General features: G+C 69.0%; 15 protein-coding genes. 7 read left to right on the top strand and 8 right to left on the bottom strand.

All coding sequences use genetic code 11. From position 1 onward, the window contains the following. Positions 1–4: 4 nt before the first annotated feature. The 3 genes from xdhB (at position 5) to ACM6JT_RS29990 (ending at position 3,716) form a co-directional block, all read left to right on the top strand. Positions 5–2,368 carry a xanthine dehydrogenase molybdopterin binding subunit gene (gene xdhB, locus ACM6JT_RS30000; protein ID WP_414857819.1) on the top strand — a complete coding sequence of 788 codons (2,364 nt, stop codon included), beginning with the start codon at positions 5–7 and terminating at the stop codon, positions 2,366–2,368. 167 nt (positions 2,369–2,535) lie between these two features. After that, the gene (xdhC, locus tag ACM6JT_RS29995; protein WP_414857818.1) at positions 2,536–3,153 is read left to right on the top strand and encodes a xanthine dehydrogenase accessory protein XdhC; all 618 of its coding nucleotides are present in this window, start codon (positions 2,536–2,538) and stop codon (positions 3,151–3,153) included. Between the two features lie 161 nt (positions 3,154–3,314). After that, positions 3,315–3,716: a polyketide cyclase gene (locus ACM6JT_RS29990; RefSeq protein WP_414857817.1), complete on the top strand. Its 402-nt coding sequence runs from the start codon at positions 3,315–3,317 to the stop codon at positions 3,714–3,716. 25 nt (positions 3,717–3,741) lie between these two features. Here the strand turns inward: ACM6JT_RS29990 and ACM6JT_RS29985 are convergent, their stop codons facing one another. The 3 genes from ACM6JT_RS29985 to ACM6JT_RS29975 form a co-directional block, all read right to left on the bottom strand. After that, positions 3,742–4,689 (bottom strand): LysR family transcriptional regulator, encoded by a 948-nt coding sequence (locus ACM6JT_RS29985; protein ID WP_034182857.1) that lies wholly within the window; start codon positions 4,687–4,689, stop codon positions 3,742–3,744. 68 nt (positions 4,690–4,757) lie between these two features. Beyond that, the gene (locus tag ACM6JT_RS29980; RefSeq protein ID WP_034182858.1) at positions 4,758–5,396 is read right to left on the bottom strand and encodes a DsbA family protein; all 639 of its coding nucleotides are present in this window, start codon (positions 5,394–5,396) and stop codon (positions 4,758–4,760) included. 84 nt (positions 5,397–5,480) lie between these two features. Next, on the bottom strand, positions 5,481–6,926 hold the full coding sequence (locus ACM6JT_RS29975) for a TAXI family TRAP transporter solute-binding subunit (RefSeq protein ID WP_243565236.1): 1,446 nt from the start codon (positions 6,924–6,926) through the stop codon (positions 5,481–5,483). Positions 6,927–7,356: 430 nt separating this feature from the next. On the opposite strand from ACM6JT_RS29975, the gene ACM6JT_RS29970 reads away from it, so the two are divergent. The 3 genes from ACM6JT_RS29970 (at position 7,357) to ACM6JT_RS29960 (ending at position 12,406) form a co-directional block, all read left to right on the top strand. Next, on the top strand, positions 7,357–7,722 hold the full coding sequence (locus ACM6JT_RS29970) for a BON domain-containing protein (RefSeq protein ID WP_034182860.1): 366 nt from the start codon (positions 7,357–7,359) through the stop codon (positions 7,720–7,722). A 138-nt stretch (positions 7,723–7,860) separates the two neighbouring features. Further along, positions 7,861–9,951: a D-(-)-3-hydroxybutyrate oligomer hydrolase gene (locus ACM6JT_RS29965; protein WP_414857816.1), complete on the top strand. Its 2,091-nt coding sequence runs from the start codon at positions 7,861–7,863 to the stop codon at positions 9,949–9,951. Positions 9,952–10,564: 613 nt separating this feature from the next. Next, positions 10,565–12,406 (top strand): S10 family peptidase, encoded by a 1,842-nt coding sequence (locus ACM6JT_RS29960; RefSeq protein ID WP_414857815.1) that lies wholly within the window; start codon positions 10,565–10,567, stop codon positions 12,404–12,406. A gap of 152 nt (positions 12,407–12,558) precedes the next feature. On the opposite strand, the gene ACM6JT_RS29955 is transcribed toward ACM6JT_RS29960, so the two are convergent. From ACM6JT_RS29955 to ACM6JT_RS29935, 5 genes are all read right to left on the bottom strand, one after another. Next, positions 12,559–13,347, bottom strand: a complete 789-nt coding sequence (locus ACM6JT_RS29955) for a sulfite exporter TauE/SafE family protein (protein WP_034183419.1) — start codon at positions 13,345–13,347, stop codon at positions 12,559–12,561. A 306-nt stretch (positions 13,348–13,653) separates the two neighbouring features. Next, a complete protein-coding gene (locus ACM6JT_RS29950) occupies positions 13,654–15,093 on the bottom strand; it encodes a DHA2 family efflux MFS transporter permease subunit (RefSeq protein ID WP_414857814.1) in 1,440 nt (479 codons plus the stop codon). 136 nt (positions 15,094–15,229) lie between these two features. Next, positions 15,230–15,961: a DsbA family oxidoreductase gene (locus tag ACM6JT_RS29945; RefSeq protein WP_131946008.1), complete on the bottom strand. Its 732-nt coding sequence runs from the start codon at positions 15,959–15,961 to the stop codon at positions 15,230–15,232. A 306-nt stretch (positions 15,962–16,267) separates the two neighbouring features. Then, complete coding sequence (locus ACM6JT_RS29940) at positions 16,268–17,062, bottom strand: helix-turn-helix transcriptional regulator (RefSeq protein WP_414857813.1); 795 nt, start codon at positions 17,060–17,062, stop codon at positions 16,268–16,270. Further along, the gene (locus tag ACM6JT_RS29935) at positions 17,059–18,033 is read right to left on the bottom strand and encodes an ornithine cyclodeaminase family protein (RefSeq protein ID WP_414857812.1); all 975 of its coding nucleotides are present in this window, start codon (positions 18,031–18,033) and stop codon (positions 17,059–17,061) included. The genes ACM6JT_RS29940 and ACM6JT_RS29935 overlap by 4 nt, the downstream gene beginning before the upstream one ends. 382 nt (positions 18,034–18,415) lie before the next feature. Here ACM6JT_RS29935 and ACM6JT_RS29930 point away from each other — a divergent pair, with 382 nt between their 5' ends. Continuing rightward, the gene (locus ACM6JT_RS29930) at positions 18,416–19,195 is read left to right on the top strand and encodes an ABC transporter substrate-binding protein (RefSeq protein ID WP_105393772.1); all 780 of its coding nucleotides are present in this window, start codon (positions 18,416–18,418) and stop codon (positions 19,193–19,195) included. The last annotated feature ends 3 nt before the right edge of the window (positions 19,196–19,198 follow it).

The raw sequence follows: 19,198 nt of genomic DNA, 5'->3' as shown, positions 1-19,198 counted from the left end.
GAAGATGAACCAGCAAGCAGAACCGTTCCTGAGCACCCTCGACCCGCAGGCCGACGCCGCGCAGGTGCACGTATCGCGCGCGCACGAATCCGCGCACCTGCACGTCAGCGGGCGTGCCACCTACACCGACGACATTCCGGTCGTCGCGGGCACGCTGCACGCGGCGCTCGGATTGTCGGCGAAGCCGCACGCGAAGATCGTGTCGATGAACTTCGACGCGGTGCGCGCGACGCCGGGCGTGGTCGCCGTGTTCACGGCCGACGACATCCCGGGCGTCAACGATTGCGGCCCGATCATCCACGACGATCCGGTGCTCGCCAAGGGCATCGTGCAGTTCGTCGGCCAGCCGATGTTCATCGTCGTCGCGACGTCGCATGAAACCGCGCGGCTCGCCGCGCGCCGCGCGAAGGTCGACTACGAGGAACTGCCCGCGATCCTGACCGCGCAGGAAGCGCGCCAGGCCGAAACCTACGTGATCCCGCCGCTGAAGCTCGCGCGCGGCGACGCGGCCGCGCGGCTCGCCGCCGCGCCGCACCGCGAGTCGGGCGAGATGCTGCTCGGCGGCCAGGAGCAGTTCTACCTGGAAGGGCAGATCGCGTACGCGGTGCCGAAGGACGACGACGGGATGCACGTGTACTGCTCGACGCAGCACCCGAGCGAGATGCAGCACCTCGTCGCGCACGTGCTCGGCGTCGCGTCGCACAACGTGCTGGTCGAATGCCGCCGGATGGGCGGCGGGTTCGGCGGCAAGGAATCGCAGTCGGGCCTGTTCGCGTGCTGCGCGGCGCTCGCCGCGTGGAAGCTGCTGTGCCCGGTGAAGCTGCGCCCGGACCGCGACGACGACATGATGATCACCGGCAAGCGGCACGACTTCCATTACCGCTTCGACGTCGGCTACGACGACGACGGCCGCCTCGACGGCGTGGCGCTCGAGATGACGTCGCGCTGCGGCTTCTCGGCCGACCTGTCGGGCCCGGTGATGACGCGCGCGGTGTGCCACTTCGACAACGCGTACTGGCTGGGCGACGTCGCCATCGCCGGCTACTGCGGCAAGACCAACACGCAGTCGAACACCGCGTTCCGCGGCTTCGGCGGCCCGCAGGGCGCGTTCGCGATCGAATACATCCTCGACGACGTCGCGCGCGCGCTCGGCCGCGATCCGCTCGACGTCCGCTACGCGAACCTGTACGGCAAGACCGAGCGCAACGTGACGCCGTACGGGCAGACGGTCGAGGACAACGTGCTGCAGGAGCTGCTCGGCGAACTCGAGACGACGAGCGACTACCGCGCACGGCGCGCGGGCGTGCGCGAATTCAATGCGCGCAATACGGTGCTGAAGAAGGGCATCGCGCTCACGCCGGTGAAGTTCGGGATCGCGTTCAACGTCACGCACTTCAACCAGGCCGGCGCGCTGGTGCATATCTACACCGACGGCTCGGTGCTCGTGAACCACGGCGGTACGGAGATGGGGCAGGGGCTCAACACGAAGGTCGCGCAGGTCGTCGCGCACGAGCTCGGCATCCGCTTCGGCCGGATTCGCGTGACGGCGACCGACACGAGCAAGGTCGCGAACACGTCCGCGACGGCCGCGTCGACGGGCTCGGACCTGAACGGCAAGGCCGCGCAGGATGCGGCGCGCCAGTTGCGCGAGCGGCTCGCGGTGTTCGCGGCGAAGCAGTTCGGCGACGGCAAGGCCGATGCGGCCGACGTGAAGTTCGGCAACGACGTCGTGTGGGTCGGCGGCCAGGGCGTGCCGTTCGGCGAAGTGATCGCGAAGGCCTACCTTGCACGTGTGCAGTTGTGGTCCGACGGTTTCTACGCGACGCCGAAGCTGTACTGGGATCAGTCGAAGCTGCAGGGCCGGCCGTTCTACTACTACTCGTACGGCGCAGCCGTGTCGGAAGTCGTGATCGATACGCTGACGGGCGAGATGCGCACGCTGCGCGTCGATGCGCTGCACGACGTGGGTGCGTCGCTGAACCCGGCGCTCGACATCGGCCAGGTCGAAGGCGCGTTCATCCAGGGGATGGGCTGGCTGACGACCGAGGAGCTGTGGTGGAACCAGGGCGGCAAGCTGATGACGCATGCGCCGTCTACGTACAAGATCCCGACCGTCAACGACACGCCGCCCGAATTCAACGTGCGGCTGTTCGAGAACAGCAACGTCGAGGACAGCATCCACAGGTCGAAGGCCGTCGGCGAGCCGCCGCTGCTGCTGCCGTTCTCGGTGTTCTTCGCGGTGCGCGACGCGGTCGCGGCGGTCGGCGACTACAAGGTGAACCCGCCGCTCGACGCGCCGGCCACCGGCGAGTCGATCCTGCGCGCGGTGAATGCGGTGCGTGCGGCCCGCGCGGGTCAGGCAGGCTGACATGAAACGGCCCCCACGCTCACTTCGTTCGCTGCCCCCCGCGGGGGCGGTCAGCTTCCTTGGGGCGGCCCGGCGGAGGCTGAGATGAAACGCCCCCCACGCTCACGTTGTTCGCTGCCCCCCGAGGGGGTGGTCAGCCTCCTTGGGGCGGCCCGGCGGAGGCTGACATGAACGGGCCCGCACGTTCGCTTCGCACCGCGTCGACCCCGACGTTCGCGCCGGGCACCGGCCGGCGCAACCGCGCGACCGGCGCGCCGGCGCCGATGCACATCGTGCTGTTCGGCGCCGGGCACGTCGGTCACGCGCTCGTCACGCTGCTCGGCGCGCTGCCGTGCATCGTGCAGTGGGTCGACACGCGCGACGAGCTGTTCCCGGACGAATGTCCGCCGAACGTGCAGCCGGAGCCGACCGACACGCCGGAGGCCGTCGTCGATGCGGCGCCGCCCGGCGCGTACTTCCTCGTGATGACGCACAACCACGCGCTCGACTTCGCGCTCGCCGCGCAGATCATGCGGCGGCGCGACTACGCGTACTTCGGGATGATCGGCTCGCGCACCAAGCGCGTGAAGTTCGAGCGCCGGCTCGCCGCGCGCGGCGTCGATCCGGCGCGGCTCGTGGAGATGGTGTGCCCGATCGGCGTCGCGGGCATCGTCGACAAGACGCCGGGCGCGATCGCGGTGGCCGTGTGCGCGGAGCTGCTGCAGGCGCGCTCGGGCGTGCCGGTGGCCGACGCGAAGGCGGCCGCGGCAGGGCGCGCGCGCGACGACGTGTCCTGCGCGCGGTAACGCGGAACGGGTAGGGCACGTTCCCCCGTTTGGAAAAATCATTCGTGGGGCCAGCGTAAGCCCGTTACTAGCGGGAACAGGCCCTGGCGCACGGCCGCGCGTTTTTGCATACACTGCACGGCAACGCGCGGCATCGGGCCGCGCCTTTCCGTGCAGGCGCCATGTCCGATCACCCGATCTATCTCGACGCGCTCGATGCGAGCCTCGTCGCCATCGAGCGCTGGCTGTCCGGCGTCGACACCGCGCCCGCGGCGCTCGACGCGCTGCTCGCGCCGTTTTCCACCGGTTTCACGATGATCCTGACCGACGGCCGCGTAATCGACCGCGACGGCACGCGCGCGCTGTTCGCGAAGCTCGCCGGCGCGAAGCCGGGGCTGCGCATCATGCTGTCGGAAATCCGCGTGCTCGCGGCCGACGCATCGCATGCGGTGATCACCTATCTCGAAGCGCAGCACGCGGCATCGGGCGAGCTGCCCGCGCGGCGCGCGACTGCCGTGTTCGACCGCGACGCGGCGGGCGTCGTGCGCTGGACCCATCTGCAGGAAACCTTCTGCACGGCCTGAGCCGTAAGAGCGACCGCGCCGCGTATCAACGCTTGCGGGTGCGGGCGACCGTCAGCTCGTCGGACACGCTCTGCATCAGCGCGCACAGCCACGCGATGTCGGTCGGGCGGTCGGGCTGCGGATGCGTGAGCAGGTAGCTCTTGATGCGCGGGAACGGCACCGGCGGCGTGACGACGACGAGCGGCAGCAACTGCGCGTAGTGCGTCGCGAAGCGGCGCGTCGTCGTGAAGATCAGGTCCGACTGCAGCAGCACCTGCGGCACGATCCCGAAGTAAGGCAGCGTCGTCACGATGCGCCGCGCGAGGCGCGCGCGTGCGAGGCCGATCTCGATCGCGTTGCGCTTGTCGCCGGTGTACGGCGTGGGCGCGACATGCGCGGCCGACGCATACGCTTCGCGCGTGAGCGGCACGTGCGCGAGCGGGTGCGCTTCGCGCATCAGGCACACGATCGTGTCGGAGAACAGGTCCTGGCGCGCGAACTGCGGGTCGGGCTTCGGCCAGTTGCCGATCACGAGATCGAGCGCGCCCGATTCGAGCGCGCCCGCGTGGTCGAGCGCGGGATTCAGCGAATCGATTTCCAGATGCGCATGCGGCGCTGCGTCGCGAAAGCGCTCGATCAGCGTCGGCATGAAGAAATCGTTCAGATAGTCGGGCGCGGCGACGCGGAACGTGCGGCGCGCGGACGACGGGTCGAAATCGCCGTGCGGCGTCGCGATGAAGTCGACCTCGCGCAGCGCGCGCTGCGCGGCTTCGAGCAGCGACGCGCCGTATTCGGTCGGCACCATCCCGGATTTGCCGCGCACGAGGATCGGGTCGTTCAGCGTCTCGCGCAGCTTGCGCAGCGCGGTGCTGATCGCGGGCTGGGTCTGGTTCAGCCTCAGCGCGGCCTGCGTGACGCTGCGCTCGAGCAGCAGCGTGCGCAATACGCGCACGAGCCAGATGTCGAGCGAGGCGGTACGGTCGTCGTCTTCCATCGGTGCGGGTGATTCGGGCGAAGCGTAACCTTACCGCAGCTGCACGTTGCCGTGCGTGATACCGGCCATCACGCCCGGCCCTTCGGCAGCGTGCTGATCCGCTTGACCTCGCTCGATTCGAGCCAGTTCGGCGTGCGCGCGCAGTACAGCACCATCGGCAGCGCGTCTTCACCCCAGAACAATTGCTTGTTCATCCAGAACGTCGGCACGCCGAACACGCCGAGCGCGATCGCGTCGGCATTGTTGCGGGCCAGTTGCGCACTGGTCTCCTCGAATTCGATCAGCTCGTCGCCGTGGCCGACGCCGACGCGTTCGCACAGCGCCGCGAAACCTTCGGGCGTCGACGGATCGTTGCCTTCGCGCCAGATGAAGCGGTACATCTCCAGCACCGTTACGATATCGGCGCGCAGCGCGATCGCGAGGCGCAACACCTTGTCGGAATCGAACGGGTGCGCGGGCGGCATCTTGAAGCGGATCCCGAGCTGTTCCGCGCGAAACAGCGCGTGACGGTACGTGAACACGCGTTTGGCCGGCACGTCGGCGCTCGGGCGTTGACCCCAGTGGCGCTGCAGGTCCATGAGCGACACGGCGACCGGTTCGAACGGCACGTCCGGCCATTTGTCGTGCTGTTCGAGCAGCAGATAGGAGAACGGCGACACGAAGTCGAAGAACCAGGCGGGCTGGGCGGTGTCGAGGCCGGTTGTCATGACGATCTCCAGAGGGTGGGGCATACGGCGGCCTCCATGGTACGCGGGCGGGCGCGCATGCAGCAATGATCGCGGATCGTCCGCCTACGCGGAACCGGGAGTCGCCCGGGGGGCCTCGCCGGCCGGAGGCGACCCGGCGTCGGCTGGTGCCTGCGGCTTTCCGCCGGCGCCGGGCGACCCCGCCGGCGTGTCCTGGTCGTGCGCGGTGAGCCGTTCGCGCACGAAGCCGATGTGCTCGCGCAGCACGTAGAACTGCCCCGCGTAGGCGAGCGGCATCTTCATCCGGTTCACCGCTTCCTCGATGTCGTCGAGCTCGTCGAGCAAGCGGACGCGTTCCTCGGCCGTGTGCTCGCCGAGCGCGCGGCGCTCGAGCGCGATCAGCGCGCCATACCAGCGATAGATGCGCGAGCGCACGCGCCAGCCGTACAGCGACGGCACGAGCCGCAGCCCGGGGATCAGCACGACGATCAGCGGCACGATCACGACGAGCAGCCGGTCGACGAGGCTCGCGACCCAGAACGGCAATCTCCGGTACAGGAAGGTCTTGCCCGACTTGTAGTAGCGCGCGGCATCGTCGGACAGCGGGAAGCCGCGCGTGACGGACGACGGGAATTCGCCCGCGTGCTGCAGGATCGTCGCGTGGCCGTGCACCTCGCGCGCGGCCTCGATCAGCAGGTCGGACAGCGCGGGGTGCAGCGAGTCGCGCGCGACCAGCTCGATCGTCGGCGCGACGGTATGGATGTCGGCGGGCGGCAGGTTCCGGCCGAGATCGTAGACGCCCATCGGCAGCGTGATCGCGGTCAGGTACGGAAAGCGCCGCGCGTACGCTTCGGCCTGCGTGAACGAATACACGTGCACGCCGGGCGCGCGGAACAGTTTCGCCATCACGGGGATCTGCGTCGAGTCGCCGGACAGGAACGCGGCGTCGATCTTGCCGTCGAGCAGCGCGGTCGCGGCGTCCTCGCCGGCGGTGGGCAGCAGCTCGGTCGGGCCGCCCGGCACGATGCCGTTCATCTTCAGCAGCGCGAGGCTCAGCTCGCGCGCGCCGCTGCCTTCCGCGCCGAGCGCGAGCCGCTTGCCCTTGAAGTCGGACAGGCGCGCGACGATCGGGCCGCGGTACATGATCGCGAGCGGCACGTAGCCGATGCTGCCGAGCGATACGAGTTGTTCGTCGCGCTCCTTCGGGCCGATGCCGCTCTGCACGAAGCCGACGTCGACCGGCGCGTTCGGGTTCGACAGCCGTTCGAGATTCTGCGCGGATCCTTCGGACGATTGGACGTCGAGCGTGACGCCGTTCTTCGCGAGGATGGCCTTGTATTTCTGCGCGGCGTTCCAGTACGTGCTGCCGGGCGGCCCGGCCGAGATCACGAGCGTGGACGGCGGCGCCGGCTGGATCAGCCTGACCGCGAGCCAGACGGCCGCGCCCGCGAGCAGCACGGTCGGGCCGATCGACAGCGCGAGGTCGCGCCACGACACCGCGACGAAGCGGGCGAGGATGCGGCGAGGCGGGCGAGGGAGGGCAGGCTTCATGGGGTAGGCGGATGACGCTGGCGTGACGCATCGATGACGGCCGTCATGGACGATGCGGATTCTCGCGGCGATGGTACCCGGTTTCGCCGCGCATGCGCGAGTCGGGCGCCGCGGCGCGGCGCCGCGACGACAGCGGCGGGCGGCGCTTCGTCAAAAGCTTTGCGCTTCCGCGGGCGCTGGATTACATTGTGCGACGCAGCCGCGCCCGATTCGCGCGCGACCCGGCACGCAATTAGACCGGGCGCGTCCGGCCGGCGGCTGTCCGGCCCGGCCGGCCCGCTATCGCGCGCGCCGGCTGTCGGCCCGTCTCGCCTCTCTCGCATCGCCGTGGAAATCACCGGCTGTCCCGCCCGTTCGCGCGCGGGCCGGCTGTCTTTGGGGGTATCCGGCCGTACTGTGCACGGCCGTTCCGGAGTTACAAGGAGATAGCATGAAGTCGATCGTGTTGAGAGCGTTGGGCGTCGCCGCCGTGGCGGCCTGTTTGTCGGGCAGCGTGTATGCGCAGTCGAGCGATGCGGCGGCAACCGAAGCGCCGGCGGCCGCGACGAGCGCGCCGAAGGCCGCCGCGAAAACCGCGAAGAAGGCGAACCGCAAGCTCGGCTACGCGGTGCGCAAGGCGATTTCGAAGGAAAGCGGCGTGGATGTGGCGAACCTCGTCGTGCGTTCGAAGGGCGGCGCGATCTCGCTGGAGGGCACGATGCCGGCCCAGGATCAGATCGACAAGGCCGAAGCTGCAGCCAAGGGCGTGAAGGGCGTGACGTCGGTCACGAACAAGCTGACGGTCCAGCAGCAGTGATGCCGGGCGGCGGCGCGTGAGCGCCGCAGGTGCCCGCTTTCGGGCGGGCTCCGGCATGCCGGGGCCCGTTTGCGCTTCAAAGTCTGCAAGCCGCGTGCGACGCGGCGGTGGACCGATAACGATATCGAGAGGGCGGCGATGGCGAGGCTCGGGTGGGGCAGGCGGATGGTTTTCGGCGCGGCGCTGGCCGCTGTCGCGATGCTCGGCGCCTGCAACGGCGACGAATCGGCCGAGCGCAACCGGCTGCCCGGCTTCGTGTCCGGCAGCGTGCGCACGACGGCCTACGACGGCGCCAGTGACGATTTGTTGACGGCCGGCCTCGGCAAGACGGGGCTCGCGGCGGCGACCGCGCCCGGCTTTGCGAATCCGTCCCGGCCGACGAGCGCCGAGCTGCGCCGTCTCGCGATCTGGTCGAACTACCGCGCGCTCGTCGACATGAGCGCGAACGGCGGCTACGGCCGCTTCTGGGGGCCGAACGTCGACCTCGACGGCAACGACACGCTCGGCGAAGGCAAGATCCCCGGCACCGAATATCTCGCGTATTCCGACGACGGCAGCGGCAGCAAGAACGTGACGCTGCTCGTGCAGGTGCCCGCCAGCTTCGATCCCACGCAGCCGTGCATCGTCACCGCGACGTCGTCGGGCTCGCGCGGCGTGTACGGCGCGATCTCCGCGGCCGGCGAATGGGCGCTCAAGCGCGGCTGCGCGGTCGCGTACAACGACAAGGGCGGCGGCAACGGCGTGCACGAGCTCGGCACCGATACGGTCACGCTGATCGACGGCACGCTCGCCAACGCGGTGCTCGCCGGCACGGCGAGCCTGTTCACCGCGAACGTGACGAGCGGCGATCTCGCCGCGTTCAACAGCCGCTTCCCGAACCGCTATGCGTTCAAGCACGCGCATTCGCAGCAGAATCCCGAACAGGACTGGGGGCGCGCGACGCTGCAGGCGGTCGAGTTCGCGTACTGGGCGCTCAACGAGCAGTTCGGACCGCTGATCGACGGCGCGCATCACGGCGTGCGCTATCGCGCGGGCGACATCACGACGATCGCCGCGTCGGTCAGCAACGGCGGCGGCGCGTCGCTCGCGGCGGCCGAGCAGGACAACCGCGGCTGGATTACCGCGGTCGTGGTCGGCGAACCGCAGATCAACGTGCGGATGTCGCCGAACGCGATCGTGCGCACGGGCGGCCAGCCCGTGCCGTCGTTCGGCCGGCCGCTGGCCGACTACGCGACGCTCGCGAACCTGCTGCAGCCGTGCGCGGCCGCGTCGGCGTCGCTCGCCGGTGCGCCGTACCTGAGCGCGCTGCCGGCCGCGACCACGCAGTCGATCCGCACGCAGCGCTGCGCGACGCTCGCCGCGGCCGGGCTCGTGTCGGGCGCCGACCCGCAGAGCCAGGCCGCCGACGCGCTCGCGCAGCTCCACGCAGCCGGCTATCTGGCCGATTCCGACCTGCTGCAGGCGCCGATGTGGGATTCGCAGGCGATTCCGGCGATCGCGGTCACCTATGCGAACGCGTACACGCGCTCGCGCGTCATCGACAACCTGTGCAATTTCAGCTTCGCGACGACGAATGCGGCGACGGGTGCGGTCGCTTCGCCGGCCGCGTCGCCGATGACGGCCGTGTTCGGCGTCGGCAACGGCGTGCCGCCGACTGCCGGCATCAACCTCGTGTTCAACACGGGCGCGGGCATCGACCACCGGCTCGCGACGCCCGATGCGAGCTTCGCGGGCGCGCTGTGCCTGCGCCAGCTGTGGACGAACGGGATGCTCGGGATGCCCGCGAACGTCGACGCGGTGCGCGTGAACGCGAACCTGCAGGGCAAGCCGGCGATCATCGTGCACGGCCGCAGCGACGCGCTCGTGCCGGTGAACCACGCGTCGCGCGCGTACGTCGCGCAAAACGGCATCAGCGAACGCGGGCGCAGCCAGCTCGTGTTCTACGAAGTGACGAACGGCCAGCACTTCGACGCGTTCCTGCCCGTCGCGGGCTTCGACACGCGCTTCGTGCCGATCCACTACTACAACCTGCAGGCGCTGAACCTGATGTGGCGGCACCTGAAGAACGGTGCGCCGCTGCCGCCGTCGCAGGTGATCCGCACGGTGCCGCGCGGCGGCACGCCGGGCGCCGCGCCCGCGCTGACGAGCGCGAACCTGCCGCCGATCTCGGCCGCGCCGGGCGCGAACGCGATCACGACTGGCGCCGGCGCGATCGACGTGCCGCTCTGACGGCGCCCGCCGCGCCGCCATCACGAAGCCGGACAGCCGTCCGGCTTTTTCTTTTGATCGCGTGGAATCGGTCCCGTGCCGCCTTTTATCCGAATGGCGAGTGCCGTAACAAATTATTACTTTACGGCGGTAAATCGGGAACCTAATATGCGCCGGTATTTTCACTTAATTTAATAAATTACAGATACGAGATATTCCTTTCCATTTAATTAATCTATCCTTTCGATTTTGTTAAATCGGCTCGAGTTGTGATTGGTCGCTGTTCTGCGATTAATCGGCATCTCGCCGGCGGGGATTGTTCGTCTGCTCTAAGCGAAGCGGCCTTGTCGGGGCTGGCTTTGCGGGGCGTGCTTTTGCCGTCGATTGTGTGCGTAAGCGAATGCGCGGAATGAATTCGTATTGCTGCGGATTATCGAATTGTCGTGCGCAATGGAATTGATTTCATTGTGCTGTCGCAAAAAATATGGGTGGGGTAAATCGTGCCGATCGGTATTCGCCGATCCGGTAAAAAACTCGGAGTGCGTCGCATAACGAATGCATTCCCGGTGCGGAGCGCCGGCGCAAACGATCCTTTGCGGCCGGCGGTATTTATCGTTCTGTTCGAGAGGCAATAATGACGACACGGAAGTCCTTGAAAGACGGTTTCGCGCTATTTGGAACGACACTGAGCGTGCCGCTCGCCGCCGCCGCCGCGGCCGCGGCGCTGCTCGTCACGGGGTGCGGCGGCGACGACGGGCCGAGCCCGTCCGCTTCGGCTGCAACCGCGGCCGCGACGACGTCCGGCGGCAGCACGTCGGCCAGCACCGACGCAACGGCCGCCGCCGCGGCCGACCAGCCGTACGTCGACAACGACGTGTACGGCACCGGGCCGAACGACGCGGTCACGGATTCGACGGAAGGCGCCGCGGTCGTGCACCGCCAGGTCACGATCGGCGGCAAGACCGTCAAGTACACGGCCACCACGGGCCACCTGACGACGATCGATCCGATCACGTCGGCGCCGAACGCGAAGATGTTCTACGTCGCGTACACGCAGGACAATCCCGCTCCGTCGAAGCCGCGCCCGGTCACGTTCTTCTACAACGGCGGCCCCGGCTCGTCGTCGGTCTACCTGCTGCTCGGCTCGTACGGGCCGAAGCGCCTGCAGTCGTCGTTCCCGAACTTCACGCCGCCCGCGCCGTACAAGCTGCTCGACAACCCCGACAGCCTGCTCGACCGCACCGACCTCGTGTTCATCAACCCGGTCGGCACCGGTTATTCGGCGGCGATCGCCCCGGCGAAGAACAAGGACTTCTGGGGCACCGACCAGGACGCGCGCTCGATCGACCGCTTCATCCAGCGCTACCTGACCAAGTACTCGCGCTGGAATTCGCCGAAGTTCCTGTACGGCGAGTCGTACGGCACCGCCCGCAGCGCGGTCGTGTCGTGGGTGCTGCACGAGGACGGCATCGACCTGAACGGGATCACGCTGCAGTCGTCGATCCTCGACTACGCGAACGCGCTGTCCGCGCCGGGTACGTTCCCGACGCTCGCGGCCGATGCGTTCTACTGGAAGAAGACGACGGTCAACCCGACGCCGACCGATCTCGACGCGTACATGGTCCAGGCCCGCAACTACGCGGACAACACGCTCGCGCCGCTCGCGCAGAAGCCGAACCCGCAGGACGGCGGCTTCGTGAACGTGCGGCTGAACCTGAACCTGCAGACCGCGCAGCAGATGGGTTCGTACATCGGTACGGATCCGACGTCGCTGATCCAGACCTTCGGCAACCCGGCCGCGCTCGGCAACGTGCCGTCGTCGAACGACAACCCGCCGTACACGTTCTTCCTGACGCTCGTGCCGGGCACGCAGATCGGCCAGTACGACGGCCGCGCGAACTTCACGGGCAAGGGCATCGCGCCGTACATCCTGCCGAACTCGGGCAGCAACGATCCGTCGATCACGAACGTCGGCGGCGCGTACACGGTGCTGTGGAACAGCTACATCAACACCGACCTCAAGTACACGTCGACGTCGTCGTTCGTGGACCTGAACGACCAGGTCTTCAACAACTGGGACTTCAGCCACACGGACCCGACCGGCGCGAACCGGGGCGGCGGTAATACGCTGTACACGGCCGGCGACCTCGCGTCGACGATGAGCGTGAACCCGGACCTGAAGGTGCTGTCGGCGAACGGCTATTTCGATGCGGTCACGCCGTTCCACCAGACGGAGCTGACGCTCGCGCAGATGCCGCTCGACCCGACGCTCAAGGCGCAGAACCTGACGATCAAGAACTACCCGTCGGGCCACATGATCTACCTGAACGACGCGTCGCGGACCGCGCTGAAGGGCGATCTCGCCAACTTCTACGACGGCATCCTCGCGAACCGCACCGCGCTGCAGCGCGTGCTGAAGCTGCAGGCGCGCACGCAGCAGCTCAAGCAGCAGCAACTGAAGCAGCAGGGGCAGTAAGCGCCGCGGGCGGCCTTGTGCCGCCCCGGATGGACGACAGCCCGATCGGCGCAGGCCGGTCGGGCTGTGTTTTTTTGCGGTGGGCGATGGGCCGGCGCGTCGTGCGCCGGCGGGGCAGGACGTGATGAAGGAGGAAAGCGCGGCCGGCCCGCTTACGCGAGCACGAGCCGCACGCCGACCGCGACGAGCGTCGCGGCGAGCAGGTTGCGCAGCAGCCGCTCGGGCGCGCGCGCCGACAGCAGGCTGCCGAGCACGATGCCGGGCAGCGAGCCGAGCAGCAGCGACAGCAGCATCGACCAGTCGACCGAGCCGAGCAGCCAGTGGCCCATGCCCGCGACGAGCGTGAGCGGCACCGCGTGCGCGATGTCGGAGCCGACGATGCGGGTCGTCGCGAGCATCGGATACAGGAGCAGGAGCACGGTCACGCCGATCGCGCCGGCGCCGACCGACGTCATCGAGACGAGCACGCCGAGCATGGCGCCCGTGAGCACGGTCGACCACAGCGTGCGCGCGGGGCTCGGCGCGAGCGGGTTGCGCGCGGCGAACGCGGTGAGCTGCGGCCGGAAGATCAGCGCGAGCGACGTGAGCAGCAGCGCGATGCCGAGCACGAGCTGGATCATCCGCGCGGTGCCCGGCGTGTTCATCCCGTGCGTGTGCAGCCACCACAGCGTGAGCGCCGCGGCCGGGACGCTGCCCGCCGCGAGCCGGCCCGTGATGCGCCAGTCGATCGAACCCTTCAGGCCGTGGACCAGCGTGCCGGTGGCCTTGGTCGCGGCCGCGTACAGCAGGTCGGTGCCGACCGCCGTCGCGGGGTGGACGCCGAACAGCAGCACGAGGATCGGCGTCATCAGCGAACCGCCGCCGACGCCCGTCAGGCCGACGAGGATGCCGACGAACAGACCGGACAGGGAGTACAGCAGATCGATATGGGGAAGCGACATCGGAAGCAGGCGGTTATGCGGCGTTCGGCGGCGGCGCGCGGCTGCGGCGCGCGCGTCAAAGTCCGCCATTGTCGCAAAAGTGGCAGGTCGATGTACGACTGTGTTAAAAATCGGCCGCAAAGGCCCGTGCGGCGGGCCGCCGGACAAGTGTGAAACGCGTGTTCGAGCGAGGGCGGGGCCGATAACGGTGACGGCCCGAAAGGTATGACGAACCGGGAATGCGTGCCGCGGCTCGGCACCCGCAAAAAAGGGCGCGACACGGCGCGCCCTGGTTCGATGCCGGCGACCGGCTTGGTCGGCCGGCGGTCAGTGCATCGCGGGGCCGACGCTTTCGACGCCGTTCTGCGGCCGGATGCGCAGCGCGAGGCCGATCAGCGCGGCCGCGGCGGCGAACGCCGCGCCGAACGCGAATGCCGCGTGATAGCCGCCGTTCAGCGCGTCGAGCGGCGCGGCCTGCGCGGCCGCGAGCGCGTCGGTGCGGGCCGCCGCGAGGCTCGCGAGCACCGCGAGGCCGAGCGCGCCGCCCATCATGAACGCGGTGTTGACGATCCCCGACGCGAGCCCGGAATCGGCCGGATCGACGTCGCTCATCGCGGCGAGCAGCATCGGGTTGAACGCGACGCCCGCGCCGATGCCGAGCAGCGTCATGCCGGGCAGCACGTGCCAGACGAAACCGCCGTCGACCGGTGCGCGCGAGAACAGCGCAAGGCCGCAGGCCGCGATCAGCAGGCCGGCCGCGATCGGGCCGCGGATCCCGAAGCGCATCACGATGCGCGCCGACAGCCCGAGCGAGAACGCGGCCATGATCAGGTTCGCCGGCAGGAACGCGAGGCCGACCTGCAGCGGCGCGTAGCCGAGCACGCGCTGCATGTACAGCGCGGACAGGAAGAACCACGCGAACATCGCGGCCGCCCACAGCACGCCGATCACGTTCGCGAGCGCGACGTTGCGCGCGGCGAACAGCGTGAGCGGCATCAGCGGATGCGCGGCGCGCGCCTCGATCGCGATGAACAGTGCGAGCAGCGCGACGGCCGCGCCGATCAGTGCGACGGTCTGTGTCGACAGCCAGCCGGCCTCGTTGCCGCCGACGATCCCGTAGACGGCCAGCATCAGCGATGCGGTCACCGTGACCGCGCCCGCGACGTCGAGCCGCGCGGCGCCGGCCGGCGCGCGCATGCGCGGCAGCAGCGCGACGCACATCGCATAGACCGCGATGCCGATCGGCAGGTTGACGAGGAAGATCCAGTGCCACGACAGCGAGCTCGTCAGCAGCCCGCCGAGCAGCACGCCGATGCTGCCGCCGCCCGCGCACACGAAGCCGTAGACGCCCATCGCCCGCGCGCGTTCGCCGGGCTCGGTGAACAGGTTCATGATCAGCGACAGCGAGACGGCCGACACGACCGCGCCGCCGAGCCCCTGCACCGCGCGCGCGGCGATCAGCATCGTCTGCGATTGCGCGAGGCCGCATGCGAGCGACGCCAGCGTGAACACGACGAGGCCCGCGAGGAACATGCGGCGCTGGCCGTACAGGTCGCCGAGCCGGCCGCCCAGCAACAGGCAGCCGCCGAACGTCAGCAGGTACGCGTTGACGACCCACACGAGGGCCGTTTCGGTGAAATGGAGGTCGGTGCTGATCGACGGCAGCGCCACGTTCACGATCGTGTTGTCGAGCACGATCATCAACACGCCGAGGCAGAGCACGATCAGCGCGTACCAGCGCTTCTCGCCGTGAATCCCGTGTGTCATGGGCCTGCAGCCTTCTGATAGTTATTTGAAAGGATGCATTGTAGACGTCCTCGGCGCGGGCTTCCTGCCGGTTTGTGGCAGCAGCGACGCGTAGTGGCGTGTCCGGACGGGACGCGCGGGATCGGCGTTGCGCGTGTTACGAGCGCGCCGGCAGTTCGCAGCCGTCGGGGCCGCATGCAGCCGCGTCGCTGCCGGCGAGTTCGACGATACCGTCGCGCCACGCCTGGTCGAGCGCCTGCGCGAACGCGTCGGCCGGCTGCGCGCCCGACACCGCGTAGCGGCCGCCGAACACGAACAGCGGCACGCCGCGCCCGCCGAGCTGCGCGGCGCGCGCGATGTCGGCTTCGACTTCGGCGCGGTACGCGTCGCTGCGCAGCACGTCGTCGACGGTCGAACGCTCGAGCCCCGCTTCGACCGCGAATTCGGTCAGTTGCGCATGATCGAACAGCGAGCCGTGCTCGCAGAAATACGCGCGGTACAGCCGCTCGGTCAGCGCATGCGCGCGGCCGGTCGATTCTGCGAGCTTCACGAGCCGGTGGCCGTCGAGCGTGTCGCCGACGAGCGTGCCGGGCAGGTCGTAGCGCAGCCCGACGCTCGCGGCCGCGTCGGTCACCTGGCGCAACATCTGGTCGACCTGCGCGGGCGACATCCGGTACTTGCCCGCGAGCATCGCCTCGACCGGCTCGACGGGCTGGCCGGGCATCAGCCGGTACGCGCGCAGCACGACGTCGACGCGGTCGGCGTGCGCGAACGCGGCGAGCGCCTCGTCGAAGCGGCGCTTGCCGATCCAGCACCACGGGCAGATCAGGTCGGACCAGATTTCTACGGTCAGGGTCGGGCGGGCAGTCGGGGCGGGAGCGGTCGTCATGGGCGGTCCGGGCGGTAAAAAAGTGTAACCGAGACTATATCATTTCGTGCTTCGACGCCTGGTCCTGGCCGGGCTCGTGCGGAACGGGCCCGCGTCCGACGTGTCACGAAGCGTGGACGCGGAAGTCACGGGCCGACAGCGATTGCCGATGCCGGATGCGGCGGCGGGGCGCGGCGAACCGGTCCGCGGGCGTGATGAACGCATCGGCCGTCGTGCTGTTCCTGGCGTCGCCGCAGCTGCATTGGGGCACGGCACTCGCGCTCGGCGGCGGGGCGCGGCGAACCGGCCCGCGGGGCATGCTGCCGCTTACGCGTCGCCCTGCGTTTCCTTCAGGTGCTTGAGGTGCTTGTAGACCGTCGCGCGCCCCATTCCGAGCACGTTCGCGACATAGTTCGCCGCGCTCTTGCCGCGGAACGCGCCTTCCGCGTAAAGCGCCTCGACGAGCTCGCGCCGGTGCTCGCGCGTGAGCCCGTTCAGCCCGACCTGCCGCTCGCGCAGCCAGCCGTGCAGGAATGTGTTGATGCGCTCCTGCCAGTCGTCGCGGAACAGTTCGTCCGGCTGCGCGACGACGCCCGCGCCCTTGATGAACAGGTCGAGCGTCGCGCGCACCTCGTCGAACACCGCGATGTTGAAGTTGATGCACATCATCCCGGCCGGGCGGCCTTCGTCGTTGAACAGCACGTTGCTGACGCAGCGCATCCGCCGGCCGTCCCAGTTCAGCTTCTCGTACGGGCCGATCACGCGCTCGCGCGCCGAATGATCGATTTCCTCGAGCGCGGAATCGTCGCCGACCTCGCGCTTGGACAGGTTGTTCGCGAGATACAGCACGGTCTGGTCGTGCAGGTCGTGGATCACGACTTCCGCGTACGGGAAGAACAGCGCGGCGATACCGTCGGCGATTGGCGCATAGCGGGTGAGCAGCAGGTCTTTGACGGGGGATTTCTTCTTGCGCATCGGTGTCGCCATCTCGGGTGGACGGGGGCCGGGCGGCACATCGGGCCGGCGTGCCGGCGCGCCGGTGGCCGGCATGCCCGTGCGCCCGCGCGCGGCCGCCGCGGCGGTTGCGCCATTGTATCGGCCCCGCGCCCGCGTGATGCTCATGCGCGCGTCAGGTGCGTGTACAGCGCGTGCGCGATCGCGATGTCCTCGAGCCCGAGGCCGATCGAGCGGAAGAACGCGTGACGCGTGCGCGACGGCGCCGCGCAGGTGCCGGCGACGAGCGCCGGCAGGTCGCCGACGATCCGTCCGGCGTCCCAGCCGTGATCGGCCGCCGCGATTTGCATCTCGCCGGCGCTCGCGGGCGTCGTGTGCCGGTAGTCGCAGTACACGTCCATGTCGGGCAGCCACGCGGGCGGGATCTCGTGCGCACGTGCGACGTTCGTGCTGATCGACGTGACGAGCGCGGGGCGCGAGAGCATCCCGTCGCCAAGTACGGGCGTGCCCGACGACGTGCACAGCATCACGACGTCCGCATCGCGCACGCAGGCTTCGACGCTCGCAGCCGCGCGTGCGCGCGGGTCGAGCTCGACGAGCGTCGCCTGCAGCGCCGGGGCGCCGGCGAGCGCGGGCGAGTACACGCGGATCGTCTCCCAGTCGCGCAATGCCGCCGTGTGCCGCAGGTGCGCGAGACCGACCGCGCCGGCGCCGACGACCGCCAGATGGCGCGCGTCGCGCGGCGCGAGGCAGTCGACCGCGAGCGCGGTCGTGCCGGCCGTGCGTTCGACGGTCAGCCGCCCCGCGTCGCACCACATCAGCGGCTGGCCGGTGCGCATCGACATCAGCGCGGTCCAAGCGGTGACGATTGGTCTCCCGTCGGGCTTGCTTCCCGTCACGACGTAAGGCGACAGCTTCGCGCCGAACACCTGCTCGTCGGCGAGCGCGCCGAGATACGTGATGAAGTCGCCGGCCTGGTCGGGAAACAGCGTGAGGGTCTGCGGCGGCTGCACCGCGCGCGCGGAGGCGAGCGACGCGAACATGCGGCGCAGCGTGCCGAGCACGTCGAGCGACGGCAGGGCCGCGCGCACCGCGGCTTCGTCGACGGTCAGCGGCAGGGGCGGGACGGTTTGCGTCATGGGGACATCTCCGGTCGGGGCCGGACAGGGATGTCTCGAAAGACGGTGTCCGGCGGTGTTCGTGATGGACGAAAAGTCTAATATAGACAAACTAAATCTGGAGGATTTTTCTTTTCGAGACTTTGTGTCGTTGCTGTCTTCATGAAAAACATCGGGAAATCAACGGTGTTTTTGACGATCGACGAGATTTCGACGCAGCGAGACAGCGCGTGATCCTCGTATCCCCTATAGTCTAATATAGACTTTGAGTCTATATTTCGCATGCAGGACACGACGTGTCGCCGTGCGGCGGCCGCCTGTGTCGACTGTCGATCCGGCGCCCGGACGAGGGCGCCGCGCGACCGATTTTCATCGCCCCAATCCAGAACGGAAGGACCGTCTCATGAACTGGAAGCTTTCCCTCTGCGCCGCCGCGGCGCTTGCGTGCGCGGCCGTCACGGCCCACGCGGAACAGACCACGTTGCGCTTCGGGATCGAAGCCGCCTATCCGCCGTTCGAGAGCAAGACGCCGGCCGGCCAGCTGCAGGGTTTCGACGTCGACATCGGCAACGCGGTGTGCGCGAAGCTGAACATGAAATGCGTGTGGGTCGAGAATGCGTTCGACGGCCTGATCCCTGCGCTGCAGGCGCGCAAGTTCGATGCGATCAACTCGGCGATGAACATCACCGCGAAGCGCAAGCAGAGCATCGACTTCACGCCGGCGATCTACGTGGTGCCGATCGTGATGGTCGCCAGGCGCGGCTCGCCGCTGCGGCCCGACGTCGCGAGCTTGCGCGGCAAGCATGTCGGCGTGCTGCAGGGCTCGTCGCAGGAGGATTTCCTGAAGGCGCACTGGGCCGATGCGGGCGTGGCCGTCGTGTCGTATCAGGACCAGGACCAGATCTACGCCGATCTCGTCGCCGGGCGCCTCGACGCGGCCGTGCAGGAAGCGCAGACCGCGCAGGACGGTTTCCTCGACAAGCCGGCCGGCCGCGACTACCAGATCGTCGGCGAGCCGCTGAAGGATCCGGCGACGCTCGGCGAAGGCACCGGCTTCGGGTTGCGCAAGGGCGACAAGGCGCTGCAGGCGAAGATCGTCGGCGCGCTCGACGCGCTGAAGAAGGACGGCACGCTGGGCGCGCTGTCGCAGAAGTACTTCAAGCGCGACATCGTCGCGAAGTAAGCA

Source organism: Burkholderia sp. IT-111MI5, from assembly GCF_949752865.1.
Classification (GTDB): domain Bacteria; phylum Pseudomonadota; class Gammaproteobacteria; order Burkholderiales; family Burkholderiaceae; genus Burkholderia; species Burkholderia pyrrocinia_C.
The sequence above is the reverse complement of the archived record's forward strand: the minus strand, read 5'-3'. Positions and strand labels throughout refer to the sequence as shown.